The sequence below is a fragment of the Sinorhizobium sp. KGO-5 genome, from assembly GCF_036245905.1.
GTDB classification, from domain to species: domain Bacteria; phylum Pseudomonadota; class Alphaproteobacteria; order Rhizobiales; family Rhizobiaceae; genus Sinorhizobium; species Sinorhizobium meliloti_A.
The window spans coordinates 198,396-221,528 of record NZ_BDIZ01000007.1 but is presented as its reverse complement, the minus strand read 5'-3'; the positions used below and the strand labels follow the sequence as shown (position 1 = coordinate 221,528).

The 23,133-nt window shown below is 62.1% G+C and carries 19 protein-coding genes and 1 riboswitch; of the genes, 7 read left to right on the top strand and 12 right to left on the bottom strand.

Translation table 11 applies throughout. From position 1 onward, the window contains the following. Window positions 1-205: 205 nt before the first annotated feature. The 3 genes from bluB to BHD07_RS25340 all read right to left on the bottom strand — a co-directional run bounded on the left by bluB (window position 206) and on the right by BHD07_RS25340 (window position 3,264). A complete protein-coding gene (gene bluB / locus BHD07_RS25350; RefSeq protein WP_338283620.1) occupies window positions 206-889 on the bottom strand; it encodes a 5,6-dimethylbenzimidazole synthase in 684 nt (227 codons plus the stop codon). A gap of 45 nt (window positions 890-934) precedes the next feature. Next, window positions 935-1,145: riboswitch (cobalamin riboswitch) on the bottom strand. Between the two features lie 40 nt (window positions 1,146-1,185). Beyond that, on the bottom strand, window positions 1,186-2,007 hold the full coding sequence (locus BHD07_RS25345; protein WP_338283619.1) for an SDR family oxidoreductase: 822 nt from the start codon (window positions 2,005-2,007) through the stop codon (window positions 1,186-1,188). 63 nt (window positions 2,008-2,070) lie between these two features. Further along, window positions 2,071-3,264: a phytanoyl-CoA dioxygenase family protein gene (locus BHD07_RS25340; protein ID WP_338283617.1), complete on the bottom strand. Its 1,194-nt coding sequence runs from the start codon at window positions 3,262-3,264 to the stop codon at window positions 2,071-2,073. Window positions 3,265-3,361: 97 nt separating this feature from the next. On the opposite strand from BHD07_RS25340, the gene BHD07_RS25335 reads away from it, so the two are divergent. After that, window positions 3,362-4,384: a LacI family DNA-binding transcriptional regulator gene (locus BHD07_RS25335; protein ID WP_338283615.1), complete on the top strand. Its 1,023-nt coding sequence runs from the start codon at window positions 3,362-3,364 to the stop codon at window positions 4,382-4,384. Window positions 4,385-4,393: 9 nt separating this feature from the next. Here BHD07_RS25335 and BHD07_RS25330 read toward each other — a convergent pair whose 3' ends face one another. Then, window positions 4,394-5,221, bottom strand: coding sequence for a TolB family protein (locus BHD07_RS25330; protein WP_338283614.1), 828 nt, complete (start codon window positions 5,219-5,221; stop codon window positions 4,394-4,396). Between the two features lies 1 nt (window position 5,222). Beyond that, a complete protein-coding gene (locus BHD07_RS25325; protein ID WP_100673097.1) occupies window positions 5,223-6,905 on the bottom strand; it encodes an NAD+ synthase in 1,683 nt (560 codons plus the stop codon). Window positions 6,906-7,173: 268 nt separating this feature from the next. On the opposite strand from BHD07_RS25325, the gene BHD07_RS25320 reads away from it, so the two are divergent. The 4 genes from BHD07_RS25320 (at window position 7,174) to BHD07_RS25305 (ending at window position 12,581) form a co-directional block, all read left to right on the top strand. After that, window positions 7,174-9,093, top strand: coding sequence for an LTA synthase family protein (locus BHD07_RS25320; RefSeq protein ID WP_338283612.1), 1,920 nt, complete (start codon window positions 7,174-7,176; stop codon window positions 9,091-9,093). Between the two features lie 285 nt (window positions 9,094-9,378). Then, window positions 9,379-9,801, top strand: a complete 423-nt coding sequence (locus tag BHD07_RS25315; protein WP_100673095.1) for a TadE family protein — start codon at window positions 9,379-9,381, stop codon at window positions 9,799-9,801. Between the two features lies 1 nt (window position 9,802). After that, window positions 9,803-11,536, top strand: coding sequence for a TadG family pilus assembly protein (locus tag BHD07_RS25310; protein WP_338283611.1), 1,734 nt, complete (start codon window positions 9,803-9,805; stop codon window positions 11,534-11,536). A gap of 106 nt (window positions 11,537-11,642) precedes the next feature. Continuing rightward, window positions 11,643-12,581 (top strand): hypothetical protein, encoded by a 939-nt coding sequence (locus BHD07_RS25305; protein ID WP_324761867.1) that lies wholly within the window; start codon window positions 11,643-11,645, stop codon window positions 12,579-12,581. 31 nt (window positions 12,582-12,612) lie between these two features. Here the strand turns inward: BHD07_RS25305 and BHD07_RS25300 are convergent, their stop codons facing one another. The 5 genes from BHD07_RS25300 to rpiA form a co-directional block, all read right to left on the bottom strand. Then, on the bottom strand, window positions 12,613-13,008 hold the full coding sequence (locus BHD07_RS25300) for a GFA family protein (RefSeq protein WP_275597824.1): 396 nt from the start codon (window positions 13,006-13,008) through the stop codon (window positions 12,613-12,615). A 134-nt stretch (window positions 13,009-13,142) separates the two neighbouring features. Next, complete coding sequence (locus BHD07_RS25295; protein ID WP_100673237.1) at window positions 13,143-14,516, bottom strand: class II 3-deoxy-7-phosphoheptulonate synthase; 1,374 nt, start codon at window positions 14,514-14,516, stop codon at window positions 13,143-13,145. Window positions 14,517-14,749: 233 nt separating this feature from the next. Then, window positions 14,750-16,141 (bottom strand): glutathione-disulfide reductase, encoded by a 1,392-nt coding sequence (gor, locus tag BHD07_RS25290; protein WP_338283610.1) that lies wholly within the window; start codon window positions 16,139-16,141, stop codon window positions 14,750-14,752. A 199-nt stretch (window positions 16,142-16,340) separates the two neighbouring features. Next, on the bottom strand, window positions 16,341-16,883 hold the full coding sequence (locus BHD07_RS25285; protein WP_100673090.1) for a DUF2059 domain-containing protein: 543 nt from the start codon (window positions 16,881-16,883) through the stop codon (window positions 16,341-16,343). 111 nt (window positions 16,884-16,994) lie between these two features. Beyond that, window positions 16,995-17,690, bottom strand: coding sequence for a ribose-5-phosphate isomerase RpiA (gene rpiA / locus BHD07_RS25280; RefSeq protein WP_338283607.1), 696 nt, complete (start codon window positions 17,688-17,690; stop codon window positions 16,995-16,997). Between the two features lie 219 nt (window positions 17,691-17,909). Between rpiA and BHD07_RS25275 the strand changes: the two genes are divergently transcribed. Beyond that, window positions 17,910-18,593 carry an HAD family hydrolase gene (locus tag BHD07_RS25275; RefSeq protein WP_324761871.1) on the top strand — a complete coding sequence of 228 codons (684 nt, stop codon included), beginning with the start codon at window positions 17,910-17,912 and terminating at the stop codon, window positions 18,591-18,593. Between the two features lie 32 nt (window positions 18,594-18,625). On the opposite strand, the gene BHD07_RS25270 is transcribed toward BHD07_RS25275, so the two are convergent. Then, a complete protein-coding gene (locus tag BHD07_RS25270) occupies window positions 18,626-20,521 on the bottom strand; it encodes a L,D-transpeptidase family protein (protein ID WP_338283606.1) in 1,896 nt (631 codons plus the stop codon). A gap of 497 nt (window positions 20,522-21,018) precedes the next feature. Here BHD07_RS25270 and fumC point away from each other — a divergent pair, with 497 nt between their 5' ends. After that, window positions 21,019-22,410, top strand: a complete 1,392-nt coding sequence (gene fumC, locus BHD07_RS25265) for a class II fumarate hydratase (protein WP_338283633.1) — start codon at window positions 21,019-21,021, stop codon at window positions 22,408-22,410. A gap of 46 nt (window positions 22,411-22,456) precedes the next feature. Here the strand turns inward: fumC and BHD07_RS25260 are convergent, their stop codons facing one another. After that, window positions 22,457-23,065, bottom strand: coding sequence for a pyridoxamine 5'-phosphate oxidase family protein (locus BHD07_RS25260; RefSeq protein ID WP_100673088.1), 609 nt, complete (start codon window positions 23,063-23,065; stop codon window positions 22,457-22,459). Between the last annotated feature and the right edge of the window lie 68 nt (window positions 23,066-23,133).

Genomic DNA, 23,133 nt, shown 5'->3' with positions numbered 1-23,133 from the left:
AGGGACCGCACTCTCTCCTCACCTCATCCCTGTGCTCGTCACAGGGATCCAGCAGCGCCGCGTCTGCGGCGCGGGAAGCGTTCTTTCAGCCCAAGGACTTGGTCTGGCTGGATTCCTGTGACAAGCATAGGAATGAGGGTATCGAACAAGCCGCGTCGGGTATCTAGAATATCAACAGGCCTGAGATCGACCCTAACATCGTGATCTAACGGACACCCCAGCCTTCCTCGAAAACGAGATCTTCGAGCGGCAAGCGCTGCCGCCAGCCCTTCGCGGCGAGTTCCGGCTCTTGGTACAGCTTGTCGACGAAACCCAGGCAAAGCCAGGCAACGATTTCGATATGCTCCGGAATTCCGAGAATCGCCTTGATCTCCCTCTCATGGAAAATGCTGACCCAGCCGACGCCCACTCCCTCGGCGCGTGCGGCAAGCCAGAGGTTCTGGACGGCGCAAACGGTCGAGTACAGATCCATCTGCGGATTATGGGTGCGGCCCAGGACGACCGCTCCGCCGCGCGTCCGGTCGCAGGTCACGCAAATGCTGAGCGGCGCCTTGCGAATGCCTTCGAGCTTCAGCGAGCGATACTTCGCCTGCCTTTCGCCGGAAAACATTTCTGCGGCCTCGTCATTGGCGCGCCGGAATGCCTGCCAGACTTTCTCCCGCGTCTCGTCCCGACGAACGAGCACGAAGTTCCAAGGTTGCATGAAGCCGACGGACGGCGCCTGGTGCGCCGCAGCGAGCAGTCGCGCGACCAGATCCTCAGGCAGTGGTTCGGGCAGGAATTCGTCGCGCACGTCGCGGCGGGTCTCTATGGCACGATAGACGGCGGCGCGCTCGTCCGGCGAAAAAGCTCCGGCCGCCGCAAGGCAGCCGTTCTGGTCAGGCAGCATCGTTCGATCCCCAACAATGCGGAAACCTCCCGCCGTCCGCGCGGGGCCGGTCTATCTCGCCAGGCCGGTCTTCTGACTTCGGATCATCCGTTCGCGCCGCCTTCCCGAATCACGTGAAGATTCAGTGGCAAAGGTCTGAAAAGATTCAGACCAACCTGGCGAGAACGTCCCCGTCACAGCGTTGGGCACGTGCCGGAACTGCACCGGCTTCCCGATTCTCCCGCATTTCGCGGGCACCTGACGGCGGCATATGGCCACAGCTCCCCTCGAAACGCAAGGCGAGCAAGAGGGGAGCTTCAGAGCGGTGCCTCCGGGTGAGGCGAGGCGTCATAGGCACCCCAGATCGACTGATCGAAGCAGATGACGGAACCCGTCATGAGGCCGGATTCTGCCGATGAGAGATAGGCGCAGGCACGCGCGACCTCGGCCGGGTCTACGAGCCTGCCGAAGGGCTGGCTCGCCGCCGCCTTTTCCAGCCAGTTCGCAGGCGCATCGTGATATTCGCGCTGGATCCGGTCTTCGCCTTCCGAGGCCATCCAGCCGATGTTGAGGCCGTTGACCCGTATCCGGTTGCGCAGGACGGCATAGGCGGTGTTCCTGGTCAGCGTCTCCAGCGCCCCCTTCGACGCACAATAGGCTGTGATGAAGGGCTGGCCCGCCTTCGCCGACATGGAACCGATATTGACGATCGTGCCCTCCGTCTTCTCCCGCCGCATCACCTTTATCACCTCCTGCATCAGGAAGAATGGCGCCCGCACATTGACCGCGAACATCCGGTCGAAGAGTTCCGGGCTGGTGTCGAGGATCGTGCCGCGATCCGTGATCGCCGCGGCGTTGACCAGCGCGTCGACACGGCCGAAAGTGCGGTCGCAAGCAGCGACGACCGCACGGGCATCCTCCACCCGCTCGAGATCCGCCGGTACGTAGACGACCTTCGAACCGGTCGCCGCGGCGATCTCGGCAGCTTTCGCCTCGCCCTTCGCCGCGTTGCGCCCGCAAATGACGACGCCGGCGGCGCCACGCTCGGCAAAGAGTGCGGCGATAGCGGCACCGAGCCCCTGCGTGCCACCGGTCACGATGGCGATCTTCCCGTCCAAACGGGCGTGGTCCGTGCTCATCCTGTTCCTCCCTTTGATATGTTGGTGAATATGGCTTCGTGACCGTACATTGAGCCAGGTGGTTTAGCTTAGCTTTCTCGCCGCCTGATCGGCCAACGCCTCGGCAAACGCCTCGGCACTCCATTCACCGGCAAGCGCTTCGTGCATCAGCTGCGCCTGCGTCCTGGGCGCCAGACCGCCAACCGGCGGATCACGATCGAGATTGGTCGGGAATGAATAGCCTTCGGCGCACGCGGCAACCGCATGGGCAATTTCGTCCTGCTTGAGCTTGCCGCCGGCCGCAAGGACTTTCAGAGCCGGAAAGAGCACGGCGCACATGTGTTCGCGATCCACCGTTTCCATCGCCCTGCCGAAGGCGGAGGATACCTGCAGAAGATTGGCCACACGCTTGATTCCCGCAGACCGGTTGCTGCCCGCGGCGTGGAAAAGTGCCGGGTTGAAGAACACGACATCGCCCTTCTCCAGCGGCAATTGCACATGATTCTCTTCGAAATAGGCGCGGAACTCCGGCCGTCTCAAAGCGAGATATCCAGGCAGATACGTCTGGCTATAGGGCAGGAACAAGGTTGGCCCGCTTTCGACCGGCATGTCGCAATGAGCGACCGCGCCCTGGAGCGTCAGGACCGGCGAGAGCCTGTGCACATGCGCCGGATACTGCTCTATGACGGCCGAGGTCTGGAAGCCCAGATGGTAGTCGCGATGCGGCGATTGAGACGCGCCGCCCGGATTGACGCGATTGACCTGCGCCGTCATCTGGTAGCTCGGACCAAGCCATGCCTCACTGACAAGCGCGATGATGGCGTTGGCGTAGTAGGCGGCGAAATTCTCAGGGTTCTTCAGGCAGTGCTTTTCCAGAGAATTCCAGATCCGGTCGTTGGCGCCGGGCTTGGCGAAATGATCGCCGCCGCCGCTGTTGGTGCGGTGCTGCTCCTCGATGATCTCATCGAAGATGCGGCTCGCTTCATCGACCACATGCGTATCGGTGAAGGCGCGCTTGAAGACCGCGACCCCCGGCCCCGTCGCAAGCACTTCGCAGATCTCCGCAAGCACCGACCGCCTGCCGTCCTGCGTGCCGCAATCACCGATAAGACGGGCGCTGTCATAGATCAGGACGTTCTTCTGGCAGTCTGCCGCGTGCGGATAGTCCGCCAGGCCGACACGGTGCTCGACCGCGGCGCGAAATTCCTCGATATCGCAGGCCGCCTCACTGAGCCAGACGCGTTCCAGACGCGCTCTCGCGGGATTGTCCGTCTTCATCAGTTCTCCTCCTCAAGGACGACGATGATCCGACTATACGGCTTGCCCGCTTCTGATATAGAGCAGGAATCCATCAAAAAGCCATCAGGAGGGATCGGTGGCACATCCGTTTCTCGTCAAGGACATCGCCTTCCAGGCGGGACTCAGTACGGCGACTGTCGATCGCGTCCTCAACGGCCGGAGGGGCGTGCGCCAGCAAACGGTAATGCGCGTCAATGCAGCCATTCGTGAACTCGAGAGGCAGCAGGCCGGCCTTGAGGTACAGGGACGCAAATTTGCCGTCGACGTGGTGATGGAGGCACCGGAACGCTTTACCGAAGCGGTTCGCAAGGCATTCGAAAGCGAAGCCGCGACCTTCATGCCTACCGTTTTCCGGTCCCGCTTCCATTTCGCCGAGACCATGCGGCCGCAGGACATCAGCCAGTTGCTCGACCGTATTCGGCTTCGCGGAACCGACGGAGTAGTCCTCAAGGCGCCCGACGTGCCGGAGATTGCCGGCGCCGTAGCGCGGCTCGAAGAAGCGGGAGTTGCGGTCGTCACGCTCGTTACCGATCTGCCGCATTCATCGCGGACGGCCTATGCGGGGGCTGACAACCGCGCCGCCGGGGAAACCGCAGCCTACCTGATCGGCGAGCGCTTCGCGGACCGTCCTGCGACGGTGCTGGTCACCATATCGAGCAGCCGCTTTCGCGGCGAAGAGGAACGCGAGATCGGCTTTCGCCGCGTGCTGCGGGAAAAATATCCGCATATCGGCGTGATCGAGATCAGCGAGGGCCACGGCAGGAACGAGGAGACAGGCGCACTTGCCCTCAAGGCAATCGGCAGCCATCCGGAGATCAATGCTGTTTATTCGATCGGCGGAGGCAATCCCGCCGTGCTCGACGCCTTCAGACAGTTGCAGCGCGGCTGCCTTCTTTTCGTCGCTCACGACCTCGACGAGGACAATCTGGACCTCCTGCGTCAGGGCCTTGTCCAGTTCGTTCTTCACCACGACCTGAAAACGGACGTCCGCATGGCTTTCCACGCGGTCATGGAGCGCCGGGGCGCGCTGCGCGCCTCCGAAAAGCGGCATCTTTCCGCCGTCGAAGTAATCACCCCTTACAACCTGCCGCGTGTCTGACCCCGCAGGCTATTCCTCCGGCTGATAACGTACGAAGGCAAAGGCGGTGCCCGAGGGCGACCAGTTCGGGACGTTCACCGTCCCCTGCCCGCCGAAGAGTTCGAACAGTACGCGCGCATTGCCGCCGTCCGCATCCATCAGGCGGAGACGCACGTCGAGATCGCGCGGGTGATCGAAGACATCGCCGTCATAGGAGAGCACGAGCAGGTGCCTGCCGTCCGGCGACGGATGCGGAAACCAGTCGCCGTAAGGGCTGTCGGTGATACGCTGTAGATCCGCGCCGTCCGGCCTCACCCGCCAGATCTGCATGCGGCCGGTACGGCTTGAATTGAAATAGATCCACTCCCCGTCCGCAGACCAGTCCGGCCCGTCATTGCGGCCCTGCCCCTGCGTCAGGCGGCGTTCCTCCCCGCCTTCGACCGGGATCGTGTAGATGTCGAAGACCTGATCGCGGATTCCGCAATAGGCCAGCATGCGCCCGTCGGGCGACCAACCGTGCCAGTAGGACGGCAGGTTGCGTGTGACGAGCCGCGGCGTGCCGCCTTCTGCCGGCAGGAGATAGATTGCCGAACTGCCGAATTCCGTCTTGTCGCTGATCACGAGCGTGCTGCCGTCGGGCGAAATCCCGTGATCGTTGTTGCAGCGCCGGGCAAAGCCGGTATCGATCTCCGTGGGCTCGGAACCGTCGAAGCCAAGCCGATAAAGCCTGCCGTCGCCGTTGATGATGAGGAATTTTCCGTCGGGTGACCAGTTCGGTGCCTCGACCAGCCGCTCCGTCTGCCAGACGACGCGCGTCTCGCCGGTCGCGATGTCGAAGATCTCCACCGAACTGCGCATGCTACCCCCTGTCGCGGAAGCGGTTGGTGATCGGATAACGCCGGTCGCGGCCGAAATTCTTCCTGGTGATCTTCACGCCCGGCGCCGACTGGCGGCGCTTGTATTCAGCGATGTAGAGCAGGTGCTCGATCCGGTGAACGGTTGCCTCTTCATGCCCGCGCGCGACGATCTCCTCCGTGCTCATTTCCTTCTCGACCAGGCATTCGAGAATGTCGTCCAGCACCGGATAAGGCGGCAGCGAATCCTGATCCGTCTGGTCGGGGCGGAGTTCGGCCGACGGCGCCTTGTCGATGATGTTCTGCGGAATGACTTCGCCAGACGGGCCCAGCGCTCCCGGCGGAACGGTGCCGTTTCGCCAGCGTGCCAGCGCGTAAACCTGCATCTTGTAGAGATCCTTGATCGGATTGAAGCCGCCGTTCATGTCGCCGTAAAGCGTGGCGTAACCGACCGACATTTCGGATTTGTTGCCCGTCGTCACCACCATGGAGCCGAATTTGTTGGATATCGCCATCAGGATCGTCCCGCGCGTACGGCTCTGAAGGTTTTCCTCGGTAATGCCCGCCTCGGTTCCCTCGAACATGTCGGAGAGCGCGCTGAGGAAGCCCTCGACCGGCTCTTCGATCGCAACGATGTCGTAGCGGCAGCCGAGCGCCTTGGCGCATGCCTCGGCATCCTGCAACGACTCGCGCGAGGTGTAGCGGTAGGGCAGCATGACCGTGCGAACCCGCTCCTCGCCCAACGCATCCACCGCAAGCGCCGTGCAGATCGCCGAATCGATGCCGCCGGACAGGCCGAGAACGACGTTCCTGAAGCCGTTCTTGTTGACGTAATCGCGAAAGCCCAGCATGCAGGCGCGGTAATCCGCCTCTTCGCCTTCCGGTATGCGCGACTTGAGCCCGTTGGTCGAGGTCCAGCCGCCCGCGCCCCTTTTCCATTCGGAGACGGCCACCGCCTCTTCGAATTGGCTCATCTGGAATGCCAGCGACTTGTCCGCGTTGAAGGCGAAACTCGCGCCGTCGAAAACCAGCTCGTCCTGGCCGCCGAGCTGGTTGGCATAGATCATCGGCAGACCGGTCTCGATCACCTGCCGCAGCACCACCTGATGGCGCACGTCGACCTTGCCTCGGTAGTAGGGCGAACCGTTCGGTGACAGGAGAATTTCGGCGCCACTCTCCGCGAGGGTCTCGCAGACGCCGAGATCGCCCCATATGTCCTCGCACACCGGTATGCCGATCCGCACGCCGCGAAAGTTCACCGGGCCCGGCATCTCACCCGCGTCGAAGACGCGCTTTTCGTCGAATTCGCCGTAGTTCGGCAAGTCGACCTTGTCGCGGATGGCGATGATCGTCCCAGCGTCGAGAACTGCAACGGAATTGTGCCGGAGGCCGGCGGCCTGCCGCGGAAAGCCGATAACCACGCCCGGCCCGCCATCTGCCGTCTCCGCCGCAAGCTTCTCCACCGCCTGCTCGCAGGCCTTCAGGAAAGCGGGCTTCAAGACGAGGTCTTCCGGCGGATAGCCGGAGATGAAGAGCTCGGTCAGAAGCAGGAGATCGGCGCCTTCGCGCGCCGCCGCCGTTCGCGCCTCGCGTGCTTTCGCGACGTTGCCGGCAATGTCTCCGACCGTGGGATTGAGCTGTGCCACGGCGATCCGTAGCGTTGAGGGAGCGGCTTTCTGTGCAGTCATGAGCGGGCCCGTCGTCTCTCGTCAGCGAATGCATGTGTCGTTCGCGCTGTTCTTACCGCATCCGGGAGAAAAAAACCCGCACTCAATCGAGATCCGGCTGAAAAAATCCGAAAAGCTTCGTGTTTTCGGACCGTTAAGCGCAGCGCAGAAATTCTTTAGCCGCCACAGGAACCTGGCAGCGGCGGCGCCGTTTCCGCCATTCATCCCCTGTTCAAGATGACAGTCGTATGACGGTAGAGTGAAATATTTGTGAAACTGGAGACGCCCGTTGGCCCGTATCGATTCCGCCGTGAGCAGCTCTCAAGTCTACGCCGACGGGCAAGGCTCTTCCGCAAGATATACGAGAACCCTGTCGGGCGCCCGCAGTGCGCTCTTCACGCTTCTCATTGCGACGGCGCTCGTCTTCACCGTCGAATTGATCGTGCGCTGGTCCTTGCCCGAAACCGTCGCCTATTTCACCGATCCCATGCGCCCGGCCTGGACCACGGTCGCCGTGTTCTTCCTCGCCATGCTCGGCGTCGATGCCGTGTTCGGCCGCGAGCACAAGGCCGCGCTGCTCGTCGCGCCGCTCGCCGTTGTGCCGGCATTCATCAGTCAGCAGAAGCAGGTCTTCCTGTCCGATCCGCTCTATCCGACCGATTTCCTTTTCGGCCGGCAGATCATGGAATTGATGCCGGTACTCGTGAAGGACAGGCCGTGGACCGCAGTCGGCGTCGTCGCCGGTTTGATCGCGGCCATCGTCGTTGGCGCGCTCCTGCTGCGGTTCGCCTGGCGGAATTTTCCCAAGCTGACACGTCGGGAGCGGCTGATGCGGATCGCATTCGCCCTGCCGCTGCTGGTCGCATTCTGGAACATCATGGACTACAACCAGTTCTCGTGGATCCGTGACCGGCTTCGTGTCATCCCCATCATGTGGGACCAGACCGAGAACTACCGCCACAACGGCTTCGCGCTTGCTTTTGCCATCAACCTCCCGATGGCCAACGTAAACGCGCCGGCCGGCTATATGGCGGACGCGATCGACCGGATTCCGGTAAAGTCGCTTCCCGCCGGCACGACCCATCGCGGCAAACCGGATGTGATCGTGCTGATGAGCGAGTCTTTTTGGGATCCTACGCGGCTTCCCAAGGTGAAGCTCACGCCCGATCCCATGCCGACGATCCGTGAACTGCAGGGCGGCAACGTCTTTTCTCCGGAATTCGGCGGCATGACCGCCAATGTCGAATTCGAAGCGCTGACCGGTTTTTCCAACGCGTTCCTGCCCTATGGCAGCATCCCCTACCAGCAATATATCCGCAATCCGATTCCCTCGCTCGCCACCTTCTTCCGCGGCGAAGGCTATGTTTCGCGCGCCATTCATCCTTTCCAGGGATGGTTCTGGAACCGCACAGCCGTCTACAAGGCCTTCGGTTTCGACATGTTCCGGTCGGAAGAGAACATGCCGGCCATGCAGAAGCGCGGCATCTTCGCGTCGGACGAGTCTTTGACGGAGGAAATCATCCGCCAGGCGGACGAGGTGGAGGATCCTTTCTTCTTTTTCGCGGTGACCCTGCAGGGCCATGGTCCCTATGAGGCCAACCGCTATGCGAAGAACACGATCAAAGTCGAGGGCGATCTTCCCGAGGCCGACCGCCAGGTGCTCGCCACCTATGCGCAAGGCGTGAAGGAAGCCGACGACAGCCTCAAGATGCTGATGGACTGGGCGAAAGAGCGCGACCGGGAGACGATCATCGTTCTCTTCGGCGACCACCTCCCACCGCTGAACACCGTCTATTCCAGCACCGGTTACATGAAGGGCATTACGGCCGAGCGCAAGGGACCGAAGGATCAGATGAAGGCCGAGCATGAGACGCCGCTCGTCGTCTGGTCGAACAAGACGGGGCCGAAGAAGAACATCGGCACGATCAGCCCGGCCTTCCTTTCCTACCAGATCCTGAAACAGGCGGGCTACGAGCATCCCTACTACACGGGGTTCCTCGGCAAGGTCTACGACCACTACCGTGTCCTCGACCGTTACATGCTGATCCGCAAGAACGGCAAGGAGGTCGCCGACTGGCTGCGCCAGCCGAAGATTCCCGCATCGCTGCGTGACTACCGCTTCCTGCAGCACGACATGATGTTCGGCAAGCGCTACAGCACCGAGCGCTTCTTCAAGTCCCACGCCGAGCTTTACAGCGCTGGTTTGTGAACGGACTCGGCTAGGACGGCCAATCCCCCCGGCTCCACGAAGCGTTTCACTGCTTTCGACAAGCAGTGAAGCGCTTCTTGATTCCGGGCGAACCGTGCCCCCTCGGGAAAATGTGGCAGACGCCACCGAATTCAATTAAAACGCGAATAAATATTTCCTAAATTTCAATTTTCCACAAGCAAAAACAAATACTTGCAGGCGTATAGAATAATTAACGATTGTGGCGCAGCCTGAAGCTGCAGAGACAATGGGAAACAAATACTCAGAATACTTCGGAGGTGCCGCATGTCCGTTTTCAACCGCCTGCTCGGCAGTCGGAAGGGTGCTGCCGCCATTGAATTCGCAGTCATTGCGCCGCTTTTCTTCATGTGCGTGCTGACGCTGATAGCCTACGGGATCTATCTGAGCGCCGCACATTCGATCCAGCAGATAGCCGCGGATGCGGCACGGACGGCGATTGCGGGCCTTTCCGAAGAGGAGCGGGAGCGCCTTGCGACCGATTACATCCGGCGCACGACGATGAGCCAGACCTTCATCGACTCCTCCCGCATGAACGTCACCGTGCGCGATGACGCCAACAATACCAACCAGTTCACCGTCACCATCTCCTATGACGCAAGCGACCTCCCCATCTGGAAGCTCTTCACCTTTGCCCTGCCGGGTGAGCAGATCGAGCGTTACGCGACGATACGCGTGGGAGGCATCTGAGATGCAGGGAGCGACATCCGTCTTCCGGCGATGCCTGAAGTCCCGCACCGGCAATATCGGCGTCTCGGCGGCCCTCGTCATGCCGCTGGTGGTCGCGTCGATGGGGCTCGGCATCGATTACGGCTATCTCACCCTTCAGCGGCGCGAGCTGCAGTCTGTTGCGGACCTCGCCTCGATCGCGGCCGCCGCCAATGTAAGTTCAGCCGAAGAGGCCGTGCTCGCCCACTTCCGGAGCAACGGTCTCGGCTTCGCCGTCTCGACTCCCTCGGGGCTGCTGACTGTGGACGGCAAGCTCCTGCCCAACGATGTCGAGACCGCCGCAAAGGGGGTGGCTACGATCGTGCGCGGGCGCTATGTCCCCGACCCGACGATCGATGCCGGCCAACGGTTCATCAGGGGGGCCCTGCCCGCCGACGCCGTCCAGGTTACGCTTGAGAAGAAGGGCGACATCTATCTTGCGGCGCTGTTCAGTGACTCGCCCGATATGAGCGTCATCGGCACCGCGGCGAGTTCGAAAATCGCTGCCTTCTCCGTCGGCTCCCGCCTTGCCAGCCTCAATGGTGGCCTCTTGAACGCGATCCTCGGCCAGATGCTCGGCACCAATGTGGCGCTGAAGGTCATGGATTACGAGGCATTGATTGACGCCGACATCGATATCCAGCCATTCCTCAAGATCATCGCCACCCGCCTCAGTCTCACGGCCGCTTCCTATGAAGACGTGCTGGCGACGGAGCTGACGATGCCGCAACTGCTCGGATCGCTGCGGCTCGTGCAGGGGCTTTCCGGAACGGTGACTTCAGCGCTCAAGTCCGTCGAACTCGCAACAGCCGGGAACAGGCAGACATTCACTCTGGCGCAGATCCTCAACATCGACCCGAAAAAGAGCCTCAGCATAGATGCGGGCTCGGACTGGTCGATGAAAGTCAGTGCATTGCAAATCGTCTCTGCCGCTGCGGTGATTGCCAACGGCGAACATCAGATCGCGCTCGACGCCGTTGCGGGCCTGCCAGGTATTGCCTCGGTAAAGGTCAGGCTCGCGATCGGTGAACCGCCCGTGGAAACGCCGAGCCATCGCCTTGGTTCACCGGGCGCGGCAGTAAGAACGGCACAGACGCGCCTCGCCGTCGAAGTCGTCATCGACGGTCTCGCGGCTCTCGCCGGGACCCGCATTCGGCTGCCGATCTATGTCGAACTCGCCCATGCGGAAGCAAAGCTCTCGGATATCCGTTGCTACGGCGGAACGCCGGAGAATGCGGCGGTGATCATAGATGCGGTTCCCGGCGTGGCGGAGATCGCCCTCGGCGATGTCGATCCCACCGTCCTGTCGAGCTTTTCGTCCGACGCCCGGGTGACCCGGGCGCGGCTCCTCGACGGTCTCATCAAGATCGACGGCATCGCCCATGTCGAGTCCAAGAACCTGCAACCCTCTCGCCTGGCGTTCAGCCCCACCGAGGTTGCCTCGCGGACGATCAAGAGCGTCTCGACCAGGGATATCCTCTCTTCCACGACCAAGACCCTGCTAGGCAATCTCGACGCCCAGATCAATGTGGGCGGTCTCCTCTCGATCGGAAGTCCGACTTTATTGCAGCAGGCCCTGGCGCAAACACTCGGCGCGGTGACCGCACCCGTCGATCAATTGCTCTACAATCTACTGCTCCTCGTCGGCGTACGCATCGGCGAGGCCGACGTGCGCGTCACCGGCGTCAAATGCCAACGGCCCGTTCTTGTTCAGTAAAGCGCTCGCACACGTGCCGATTTCAATTTCGTGTGAAACAAATCGCAGGCCTTGCGCATTGTTCATTACGCGTGAATGGTAAATGCGGGGCGAAGGGACCATTGCAGTGCCCCCAGCGCAGGAGTGGGGGCGCGCGCAGCAGATGCAGCGGGTCGCGGAGAAGGGCAGCTCTGAGCAGCAGGTACCAACCGGCTTGACGGTTAGCGACTTGGTGCAAAATCCAAATTTCCCGCAAATATTGCAGGCAGGCGCGCGAACGCTGATCGCCGTCAATGACCTCTTCCCGCGCGTTGCGCGGCTGGTGGCGTCACACCAGAAGTGGATGCTGACCCAAGCGGCCTATTCCCTGCATCTCGAACGGGATGCCAACAACCCGGAATCAGGCATCACTGCCGCGCGGTTGCTCAAATTCATGCGGGATACCGGAGGCGCCAGCCGCAACACGGCGGCCGCATTCCTGGCGGAACTGGTCGCTTACAAGCTGCTTCAGCCGGCATCCGGCGGACGTACCAAGAGAGCGCGCCCTCTCGAGCCGACCGAGGTCAGCGAGACCGCGATGCGACTCTGGTTCAAGAGTCAGATGAGCACGATCGATCTCCTCGACGGCGGAACCAGAGTCTCACGCGTCGAGGCGGACAAATCGATTTTCGAACGCGCCCAGCCGCTCGCGGCACGGCGCCTCCTCTCCGACGGCAGATGGACGACGCCGCCGAAGGGTGTCGCCATCTTTGTCTGGTCCGAATCGGGCGGCGTGATCCTCGACGATCTCATGACGCGCGTCTGCGAATTCGTGCCGATGGACGGCAAGGTATGGGTCGATGTCAGCCTGGCGAAACTCGCCGAGCACTACCTGATATCCAATACCCATGTCCGCCGGATATTCGCCAGCGCCGACGCAGCCGGGTTCCTTGGCAAATCCGAGGATGGACGACGCGGACGGTTCTGGCTGAGCGCAAGGCTGATCGAGGAATATGTCTCCTGGCAGGCGGTCAAGATAGAGGCTTTGGCCAGCGCCTATGATCAAGCCTCCGATTGGCCTGCTTGACTGCCGAGCATTCGCTGCACGCCTGATGACGCTACGGCCGCGATCCTGGAAAGCGCGGCAGGTCGTCGCCGATATCGTAATAGCTCCCCTTGTCCGCGCAAAAGATGTGATAGCCGGGCTCGAGCGCCACCGCCCCGTCAAACGTTCCGGCGAGAATGGACGTGTAGTCCAGTCCATCCGCCTTCCAGAACAGGGCCGATCCGCAATGCCGGCAGAAACCGCGTCGCGCCTCATCGCTGGAACGGTACCAGGTCACGTTCTCGACGCCTTCCACTTCCATTTCACTGTCGAGCACATTCGTGGCCGCGTAGTAGAGCCCGGTTTGCTTTCGGCATTGAGAGCAATGGCAGAAGATCAGCTCGCGAAGCTTTCCGCGCGTCTTGAAACGCACAGCGCCGCAAAGGCAACCGCCCTCGTTTATTTCCATCGTCTGCCCCTTCGAACCTGTGCACTTCGACACATAAAAAGCCGGGCAAGCTTTCAAGCTGGCCCGGCCAAAGTCAAATTCAGAGAATGCGCCGCAGGTTCAGAAATATTGAACCGATGGCTTTATCGAAGCGATCAGCCGTTGACGACCATCTTCTTCTCGTCGCGGCCGCCCTTCATCCGCTCGGCGAGCAGGAAGGCCAGCTCAAGTGCCTGGTCGGCATTGAGGCGCGGATCGCAATGGGTGTGGTAGCGATCGGCAAGATCGTCGCCGGAAAGCGCACGCGCGCCGCCGGTGCACTCCGTGACGTCGTTGCCGGTCATCTCGATATGGATGCCGCCCGGATGCGAACCTTCGGCGCGGTGAATCTGGAAGAAGCTCTCGACTTCGGACAGAATCCGCTCGAACGGTCGGGTCTTGTAATTGTTGAGCGTGATCGTGTTGCCATGCATCGGATCGCAGGACCACACCACCTTCTTGCCCTCCCGCTCGACGGCTCGGATGAGGCGCGGCAGATGCTCGGCGACCTTGTCGTGGCCGAAGCGGCAGATCAGCGTGAGACGTCCCGCCTCGTTGGCGGGATTGAGGATGTCGATCAATTCGAGAAGGCCGTCCGCCGTCAGCGACGGGCCGCACTTCAGGCCAAGCGGATTCTTGATGCCGCGGCAATATTCGATATGCGCATGATCGGGCTGGCGCGTACGATCGCCGATCCAGATCATGTGGCCGGACGTCGCGTACCAGTCGCCCGAGGTCGAATCGACGCGCGTGAGCGCCTGCTCGTAACCGAGCAGCAGAGCTTCGTGGCTGGTGAAGAAATCCGTTTCACGCAGGCTCGGATGGTTTTCAGCGGTGATACCGATCGCCTTCATGAAATCCATCGTCTCGGAGATCCGGTCGGCGAGCTTGCGGTAACGCTCTGCCTGAGGGCTGTCCTTGACGAAACCGAGCATCCACTGATGGACGTTCTCGAGATTGGCGTAACCGCCCATGGCGAAGGCGCGAAGCAGGTTCAGCGTGGCCGCGGACTGGCGATAGGCCATGACCTGCCGCTCCGGATTGGGCACGCGTGCCTCCTCCGTGAACTCTATGCCGTTGATGATGTCGCCGCGGTAGCTCGGCAGCGTCACATCGCCCTGTTTCTCGACGCCCGACGAGCGCGGCTTGGCGAACTGGCCGGCAATGCGGCCCACCTTGACGACCGGCTGCTGCGCACCGAAGGTCAGGACGACGGCCATCTGCAGGAAGGCGCGGAAGAAATCGCGGATCGTATCGGCGCCATGCTCGGCGAAGCTCTCGGCGCAGTCGCCCCCTTGCAACAGGAAGCCGCGGCCCTCGGCGACATTGGCAAGTGCGCTCTTGAGACGGCGCGCCTCTCCGGCGAAGACAAGCGGCGGATACTTGGCAAGACGCGCCTCCACGCTATCGAGCGCTGCGAGGTCCGGATAGTCCGGCACCTGCTGAATGGGTTTTTGCCGCCAGCTGTTCGGAGTCCAAGTCTGTGCCATTTCCATCACCTGTTGTCTGACGCGGATCGGCCCGCGTCGCGCCCTGCGGCCGTCACGCCGCCCGGCATCCGGATTTGCATGCGTCCGCGTCGGCAGCCCCGCCGATACCTGCGATCTGCCACAACGCCCGGGGCGGACTACTTTCGCGGATGCGGGCTTATAAACGTTAACAGGGGGCTTGGAAAGCCATCCTACCAGAAAACGTGGACTGCCACGACGCTGGCGGACAAGGCTCAGCCGACCCTCTCTCCGTTCCTCACGCGATAGCTCGGCTGATACATCGTGACGAGCTCCTCCGCCGCCGTCGGGTGAACCGCCATCGTCCGGTCGAAATCGTCCTTCGTGCAGCCGGCCTTCAGCGAAATCCCCAACAACTGCGCCATCTCGCCGGCATCATGGCCGAGAATATGCGCCCCGACGACCTTGCGGTCAGAGGCATTGACCACGAGCTTCATGATCGTCTTCTCCTTACGGCCGGAGAGCGTCGCTTTCATCGGCCGGAACTCGGCGCGATAGACCTCGATCTCTTGGAATTTCCGGGCCGCTTCCTCTTCCGTGATCCCGACCGTGCCGATCTCGGGTTGCGAGAAGACGGCAGTCGCGATCAGGTCGTGGTCCGGCGAGGTCGGATTGTTCTTGTATTCCGTCTCGATGAAGCACATGGCCTCGTGGATCGCCACCGGGGTCAGTTGCACGCGATCGGTCACATCGCCGAGTGCGTAGATCCCCGGCGTGCTCGTGCGCGAAAAGGCGTCGACGATGATTGCACCGAGTTCATTGGTCCTGACGCCGGCGGCCTCAAGCCCGAGACCCGTCGTGTTCGGCACACGACCGAGCGCCAGCATCACCTGGTCGGCGACGATCTCACCATGTTTCATCGTCGTGGCCACCCGCCGCCCGTCCGCATCTGCCGACACCGACTGAATGATGTCCTCGCAGAGGATGCGGATTCCCTTCTCCTCCATGGCTGCGTGCAGACCACGCCGCATATCCTGATCGAAGCGGGACAGAATTTCCTTCCCGCGGTAGATCAGCGTCGTTTTCACGCCCAGCCCGTGGAAGATATTGGCGAATTCCACGGCGATGTAGCCGCCGCCGGCAATGAGGATCGATTCCGGCAGCGCCGGAAGATCGAAGGCTTCGTTGGAGGTGATGCACAGTTCATGGCCCGGCAGCGCGTCATGCGGACTCGGATGCCCCCCGACCGCGATAACGATGCGCTCCGCGGTGACGGTCTTGCCGCTAGCAAGCAGCTTCACGGTGTTCGGACCGGCGAGTTCGGCGCGCGTATCCAGGATCTCGGCGCCGGCATTCGCCAGGCCCTTACGGTAAAGACCCTCCAGCCGGGCGATTTCCTGTTCCTTCGCGGCAACGAGCTTGGCCCAATCGAAACGGCTCTCGCCGACGACCCAGCCGAAGCCGGCGGCATCTTCGAAATGTTCCGCAAACTGCGAGGCATAGACATAAAGCTTCTTCGGTACACAGCCGCGGATGACGCACGTCCCGCCGTAACGGAACTCCTCGGCGATCGCCACCTTCTTGCCGAGCGCCGCAGCCAGCCGCCCGCTTCTCACGCCGCCCGAACCGCCGCCGATCACGAAGAGGTCATAGTCGAAAGCGCTCATGGGAACTCCTGCAGGAAGTGAAATGTCGAATAGGCCGTCGGCCGGAGACGTCGGGCTGGAAAGCGCAAACGGAGTCGCCTTTCGCCCCTGATATAGTATTGCGGCGCAAAAAAAGAAAAGCCCGGATCGCTCCGGGCTCCTGTCTTGCGGTTAAACTCGTGCCGTCAGGTGGCGGCCAGACCGCCGGTTCGACCCGTCGTTATTGCGCAGGCGCCGCGGTGCCGGCATTTGCCGCCGGCGCATTGCCGATCTTCTCGTCGAGCGACTTCGTCGCTTCGCTGGTCAGGTCGCGCGAAACGCCGGCAGCCCAGATGTCGGCGGCCTTCAGCATCTCACGCGAGGCGATCGGGCCGTCATTCAGAAGCTTCTTGCCCGCGGTCGAGTTGTAGAAGTCGGCGATGGCGTTCAGTTCTTCGACGGTGAAGGTCTTCGCGTAGATGGTGGCGGCTTCGCGCTCCAGATCCGAACGCCGTCCGGCGAGGCTGAGCGCCTTCTCGTCCACGGTCGCGGTGATCAGCTCCTGATGGTTCGGCGAAGCCTGAATGAGGGTGTTCTTCAGGCGTTCGGCGAGGTTCGGCAGAATGTTGTCGAAGCTGTTGGTCACGCCGAGCGCGGCGATCGTCGCACGCGCAGCCTTGATCTGATCTTCCGTCACGTCCTGCGCCCGTACCGCCGGAACCGCAACCGAAACGAGGATCGCAGCAGTAGCGAAAGTGCGGGCAAGACCTGCGAATTTGTTCATATTTTTCCATGCTCCTGTGTTGGCACCTGCCGCCCGGCCGATAGCCGCCGCCTGGCTGACCTGTGCAAAAGTCTGTCTCTCGATACGCCCCGCGCCGCTGGCCGGAACGGTTCAAGAGGCCGTAAGCGTGCGCGCTCCCTCAGGACCGGCAATGATCGCCATCGACGCCATTTCTATGAAAAGCCCGTGCTCGACGACGCCCGGGATGGCGTTCAGCTCCACCGCGAGCGCATCTGCATCAGGAATACGGCCAAAAGATGCGTCGAGAATGAGGTGTCCGCCATCGGTCGTGAAGGCTCCGTCGCCGGAGGATCGCACGACGATGTCTCCTGCCAGACCCAGACGCGAAGCGGTCTTCTCGATCGCGAGCCTCGTGGCGACCTGGCCGAAAGAATTGATCTCGATCGGCAGTTTGAAAGCGCCGAGCACGTCCACGACCTTCGATTCGTCGGCGATGACGATCATCCGCGCCGAGGCGCTCGCGACGATCTTCTCGCGCAGCAACGCGCCACCGCCACCCTTGATGAGGCGTAGCCTTCCGTCGACCTCGTCGGCCCCGTCGATCGTCAGGTCCAGTTCCGGCAGTTCGTCGAGCGACTTCAGAGGCACACCGAGCTCGAGGCAGAGGCGCGCAGTCCGCTCGGACGTCGGGACGCCGGAGATCTGAAAGCCGGATGCCACTTTCTCGGCCAGCAATCGGACGAATTCTTCAGCCGTCGAGCCTGTGCCTATTCCAAGCCGCATGCCGTTTTCGACATGTTCAAGCGCCGCTTCGGCGGCCTTGATCTTCATTTGGCGGGCGTCCATGCGCCACTCGCTCCCTCTCGATCCGCGTCAGGCGGGGGCGTCGCCCTCGGCCGCCACCGTCCAATTCCGCTGAGACACTTACACGCCCGCCGCGGCAAACAAAAGTCAAAATGCACGGCCTGAGCCGGATTCCGGCAGCGCTACGACCTAGGTCGCCATTGCATTCCACGCCGACTTCGCCTACCCGGTCGGACAAGGTTTTGCAGAACGAGGTTGCCGGTGTCCCTGCCCCTAGTCGTCTTCGATCTCGACGGTACGCTCGTCGACACAGCGCCCGATCTCGTCGCCAGCTTGAACCATGCGGTGACGCAAGCCGGTATCGAGCCGGTGACCTACGCGGACCTCACGCATCTGGTCGGCCACGGCGCACGGGCCATGATCGAGCGGACCTTCGCGCTTCGCGGCAGAACGATTGCCGAAGAAGAACTGTCCTGGCAGATGAAAGAGTTCGTCGATTTTTATCACGGATCGATGCCGGGTGAATCCCTGCCCTATCCGGGGCTGATCGAAGCGCTCGACCGCCTGCAGGATGCGGGGCTGAAACTCGCCGTCTGCACCAACAAGCCGGAAATGCTGGCAAAGCGTCTTTTGGAGGGGTTGGGGCTACTTGGCCGCTTTGCGGCGATATCCGGCGGCGATACCTTCACCGTCCGCAAACCGCATGCCGATCACCTGCTGTCGACGGTCTCGAATGCCGGTGGGGTGGCCGAACGGGCGGTCATGGTCGGCGACAGTCTCAACGACGTTCTCGTCGCCCGAAATGCCTCCGTTCCGTCGATCGTCGTGCCCTTCGGCTATTCAGACGTGCCGATAGAAAGCTTGCTGCCCGACCAGATCATCGGGCACTTCGACGAATTGACACCGAATCTGGTCGAGACCGTGCTCTCCCGCAAGCCGAAGTGAAAGGGGCCGCTCGTGTAACGCGGCCCACCTCCTTATCCTTCCAAACTCCGCGCCTTGCGCGTCGCCTCGAATGCGCGATTCATATACATGTCGCGCTCGTAGACGTCGTCGAAATACTCGACGGTTCCGTCCTTGTTCGGCCAGGCGGTAAAGTAGGAAACATAGACCGGGACTTTGGCGGAGACCGGCAGCGCCTTGTTGCGGCCGCCTGATATTTCCACGCCGACCTCGTCGACACTTACGCCCAGAACCGCCGCCGCCATCCGCCGGGGATCGGCAAGACGCACGCAGCCATGGCTGAGCGCCCGCTGATCACGCTTGAAGAAGCTCTTCGACGGCGTGTCGTGCATGTAGATCGCATGCGCATTGGGGAAGAGGATCTTCAGTTCGCCAAGCGCATTGTCGCTGCTCGGCGGCTGACGCACGGCGACCGAGTTCGTCGACCCGTACCAGTTCACCGCGGTGGAAGGAACAACGCGGCCGCCGACTTCCACCTGATAACCCATCCGATCCAGGTAGCCCGGATCGCTTCTAAGCTTCGGCAGCATCTCGTTGACGATGATCGACTGCGGCACGCCCCAATAGGGATTTACTTCGACCGTCTGGATTTCGTCCTGGAAGAAATATGTCTGGTTGGCCTTGGAACCGACGACAACGCGCATGGAGAACTGCTCGGTGCCCTGTTCCGTATAGGAGGCGGTGAAGGCCGGCTGGTTGATGAAGACATAGCGCTCGCCAAGCCCATCGGGCAACCAGCGCGCCTGCTCCATCGCGATTTCGACCTTGTCTATCTTCCCTTCGGTCGTATCGCCGCCGGTGAGCGCACGTATCGACGCCTGCCCGACAATCCCATCCGCCTTCAGGCCATGTTCCTTCTGGAAGGCCTCGACGACCGGCACCAATTCGGGCGTGTAGTCCGGCGTCCCGTCATAGGCCGCGAGCACGACCGCATGCTCCGTTTTCAACGCTTCCGAGGCTTTCAACTTGATTCCGGCGATGACATTCGCGAGTTCCGGATTGCGTTCGCCGGGCTTCAGCAACGTCCCCGGTGCGATCTCCACCCGTGGCACAGCTTCCACCTGCGTCCGAAGCCGCTCGAGTTCCTGCCTCAATGCCGTAAACTGTGCGCTTTTCGGATTCTGACTTTCGACAAGCGCCGCGACGTCACTGCTTGTCTCGACCTTCTCCAGAAAGCCAAGAAGATCGACGTTTTTCCGCTTGAAGTCGTGATAGCCGGATATCCTGTTCGGGTCGATACGGCCGCGCACGGTATCCTGGACATAGGTGAGCACGGCTGCGGACATCGCGATTTCGAAACGCACCAAATCCTTCTCGCGGGCGATCATGTCGCCGCGGTCGAAATCTTCCGGAGGAATGACGACGGCGTAGTCGAGCGGGTCGAGACCGACCTTCGCAGCGTCGGACAGGACGGCCAGCGCCGCCTTGGCACGGCCGTTGACGCCCGTCCTCTCGATCCACAGGAAATCCGACCGGGTGCCGTAGAAATTCTCGACAGCTTTCGCCACTTCTCCGGGCGCGCGCACATTGATTTCCGGAAGAAACTGGCGCGCATCGGAAAGCGGCGAGCGCAGCATAGGCGGCAGGGCTCCGTTCAGCACCGAACCGGTAACGACGGGATCGACCAGACGGTCCGTCGCGATCCGGCGCAGCGGATCCGCCTTATAGGTATAATAGCGCGGGCCGGTGATGCGCGGAGGCTTCGCCACCTTCTGATCAAGCCGCTGCGGCGCGAACATGTCCACGCCCGGAACCTGCTGGCGAGGCTGCACCTGCTCCTGCGCATCGCGCTTCTTGCCTCCGCGGATGAAGTCCATGAAGGTGATTGCAGACGCCGGCTGCACATCCATGGTTGCAACCGCACAGCCGCTCATGAGCGCGACAATCGCTGCCGACTTGATAGTTCTCATAGATATAAACGTCCCCGTATTGCGTCGCCGCCGAATGCAGTCGCCGCCAGATTCTCGCCACGCCCTCGTGCTCCGAGAGTTATAGAAAAGGATGGTGAATGAAAAGGAAACGAAGCCTCCCGAATCCGCGCCCCGCGTATCGCCGCGTCCCGTTTTCAGCCATGACCCTTCGTCTAAAAATCTGATTTGCATCCACTTTGAACGCCGCGGCGCCATGCCGATGTTCCCTGCGACACTGGGAAGATGCGCAACGGAAGATTGCGGATGTGACGGAAAGGACACATCGTGCCGGCCGGAAACCCTTGTGAGCGAAGCCTGATCGCGGCTTGCCGCTCGGCGGCAATTCAAACGATTGTAGGCGTTCCAAGCCCCCGCGGCCCCTTTACAAGGCGTCATGGCCGAGGCAGAGAAATGCCCGGCAGCGGGGAGGAAGATCGGCTTTGGACCCGGTTCCCCGCCTCGGCTTCATGAACCGCATGACGAAAGCAGGTATCGCGATGACATCGACCCGCACGGAAACAGATACGTTCGGCCCCATCGAAGTGGCGAGCGACCGCTATTGGGGCGCACAGGCCCAGCGATCGCTGGGCAATTTCAAAATCGGCTGGGAAAAGCAGCCTCTGGCAATCGTGCGTGCACTCGGCATCGTCAAACAGGCGGCTGCCCGCGCCAACATGGCGCTCGGCCGCCTCGACCCGACGATCGGCGACGCGATCGTCAGGGCCGCGCAGGAGGTGATCGACGGCAAGCTTGACGAGCACTTCCCTCTCGTCGTGTGGCAGACGGGCTCCGGAACCCAGTCGAACATGAATGCGAACGAGGTCGTTTCCAACCGTGCGATCGAGCTGCTCGGCGGCGTCATGGGCTCGAAGAAGCCGGTTCATCCGAACGATCACGTCAATATGAGCCAGTCGTCGAACGACACCTATCCCACCGCCATGCACATCGCCTGCGCGGAGCGCGTGATCCACGATCTGCTGCCGGCGCTCAAGCACTTGCACAAGGCGCTCGAAGAGAAGGTGAAGGCTTTCGATCACATCATCAAGATCGGACGCACCCACACGCAGGACGCAACGCCCCTGACTCTGGGACAGGAGTTTTCCGGCTATTCTGCGCAGGTCGCCTCCTCAATCAAACGGATCGAGATGACGCTCCCCGGCCTTTGCGAGCTCGCCCAGGGCGGGACCGCCGTCGGCACCGGGCTCAACGCGCCCGTCGGATTTGCCGAGAAGGTCGCCGAGGAAATCGCCGGCATCACCGGCATCGGCTTCACTTCCGCGCCGAACAAGTTCGAAGCACTGGCCGCACACGACTCGATGGTCTTCAGCCACGGCGCAATCAACGCCACCGCCGCCGCGCTCTTCAAGATCGCCAACGACATCCGCTTTCTCGGCTCCGGCCCCCGCTCCGGCCTCGGCGAGCTTTCGCTGCCGGAAAACGAGCCGGGCTCGTCCATCATGCCGGGCAAGGTCAATCCGACTCAGTGCGAAGCGCTCACCCAGGTCTGCGTCCAGGTCTTCGGCAATCATGCGGCGCTGACCTTTGCCGGCAGCCAGGGCCATTTCGAGCTCAACGTCTACAATCCGCTGATGGCCTACAACTTCCTGCAGTCGGTGCAGCTGCTCGCCGATGCGGCTATCTCCTTCACCGATAATTGCGTCGTCGGGATCGAAGCGCGGGAGGAAAACATCAAGGCGGCGCTCGACCGTTCGCTCATGCTGGTGACTGCGCTTGCGCCGAAGATCGGCTACGACAACGCGGCCAAGATCGCCAAGACCGCACACAAGAACGGCACCACGCTTCGCGAAGAGGCCGTAGGCGGCGGCTACGTCACCGACGAGGAGTTCGACGCCGTCGTCCGCCCCGAGACCATGATCGGCCCGGCCTGATCGGACTTCAGGCGGCCGCGGCTCGACATGTAGCCGCCGCGGCCGCCTACCACATGGTCTTCGCGGCGCGGCCGGGCCACTCCCGGTCATAGCTTTCCTTGTCGAAATCGGCCTTGGCAGCCTTCAGCAGCGCGCCCGGCGTCGGCAGCGAGGCCGCATCGGCGAAGCGCTCCGCATTCCAGAGCTGTGAACGGATCAGAGCCCGGGCGCATTGGAAATAGACCTCGCCGATCGTGACCACGACGACGCTGCGCGGGTGCTTCCCATCGATCTCGAAGGAACCGGTCAAAGCCGGGTCGACGCTGACGACGGCGGTGCCGTTGATGCGGATGGTCGTATTCGATCCGGGCACGAGGAAGAGCAGCGCCACTCTCGGATCGCGCACGATATTTGCAAGCGAGTCCACCCGGTTGTTACCGCGCCAGTCGGGCATCAGCACGGTCTTGTCGTCCGCGACGCGGACGACGCATCGATCGTCGCCCCGCGGCGAACAGTCGAGTCCCTCAGGACCGACGGTGGCGAGCGCTGCGAAGGGCGACGCTTCGATCATTTCCCGGTACTCGGCCGTCAGTGCAGCCGTTACCTTGACGATCGATGCCTCGCTCGCTCCGCCATAGAGCGCCTGCAACTCCTCGACCGTTCCGATAATCGTCATCTCATCCCTCCTCCAACGGTGCTGCGGCTGTCACGCCGAAATCGCGATCTCTGCGCGCCCGTTTCGAG

Coding starts and splice junctions, on each gene's coding strand:
- bluB (WP_338283620.1), bottom strand. CDS start 889: ATGCTGCCTGACCAGAACGGCTGCCTTGCGGCGGCCGGAGCTTTTTCG.
- BHD07_RS25345 (WP_338283619.1), bottom strand. CDS start 2,007: ATGAGCACGGACCACGCCCGTTTGGACGGGAAGATCGCCATCGTGACC.
- BHD07_RS25340 (WP_338283617.1), bottom strand. CDS start 3,264: ATGAAGACGGACAATCCCGCGAGAGCGCGTCTGGAACGCGTCTGGCTC.
- BHD07_RS25330 (WP_338283614.1), bottom strand. CDS start 5,221: ATGCGCAGTTCGGTGGAGATCTTCGACATCGCGACCGGCGAGACGCGC.
- BHD07_RS25325 (WP_100673097.1), bottom strand. CDS start 6,905: ATGACTGCACAGAAAGCCGCTCCCTCAACGCTACGGATCGCCGTGGCA.
- BHD07_RS25315 (WP_100673095.1), top strand. CDS start 9,379: ATGTCCGTTTTCAACCGCCTGCTCGGCAGTCGGAAGGGTGCTGCCGCC.
- BHD07_RS25310 (WP_338283611.1), top strand. CDS start 9,803: ATGCAGGGAGCGACATCCGTCTTCCGGCGATGCCTGAAGTCCCGCACC.
- BHD07_RS25300 (WP_275597824.1), bottom strand. CDS start 13,008: ATGGAAATAAACGAGGGCGGTTGCCTTTGCGGCGCTGTGCGTTTCAAG.
- BHD07_RS25295 (WP_100673237.1), bottom strand. CDS start 14,516: ATGGCACAGACTTGGACTCCGAACAGCTGGCGGCAAAAACCCATTCAG.
- gor (WP_338283610.1), bottom strand. CDS start 16,141: ATGAGCGCTTTCGACTATGACCTCTTCGTGATCGGCGGCGGTTCGGGC.
- BHD07_RS25285 (WP_100673090.1), bottom strand. CDS start 16,883: ATGAACAAATTCGCAGGTCTTGCCCGCACTTTCGCTACTGCTGCGATC.
- rpiA (WP_338283607.1), bottom strand. CDS start 17,690: ATGGACGCCCGCCAAATGAAGATCAAGGCCGCCGAAGCGGCGCTTGAA.
- BHD07_RS25270 (WP_338283606.1), bottom strand. CDS start 20,521: ATGAGAACTATCAAGTCGGCAGCGATTGTCGCGCTCATGAGCGGCTGT.
- fumC (WP_338283633.1), top strand. CDS start 21,019: ATGACATCGACCCGCACGGAAACAGATACGTTCGGCCCCATCGAAGTG.
- BHD07_RS25260 (WP_100673088.1), bottom strand. CDS start 23,065: ATGACGATTATCGGAACGGTCGAGGAGTTGCAGGCGCTCTATGGCGGA.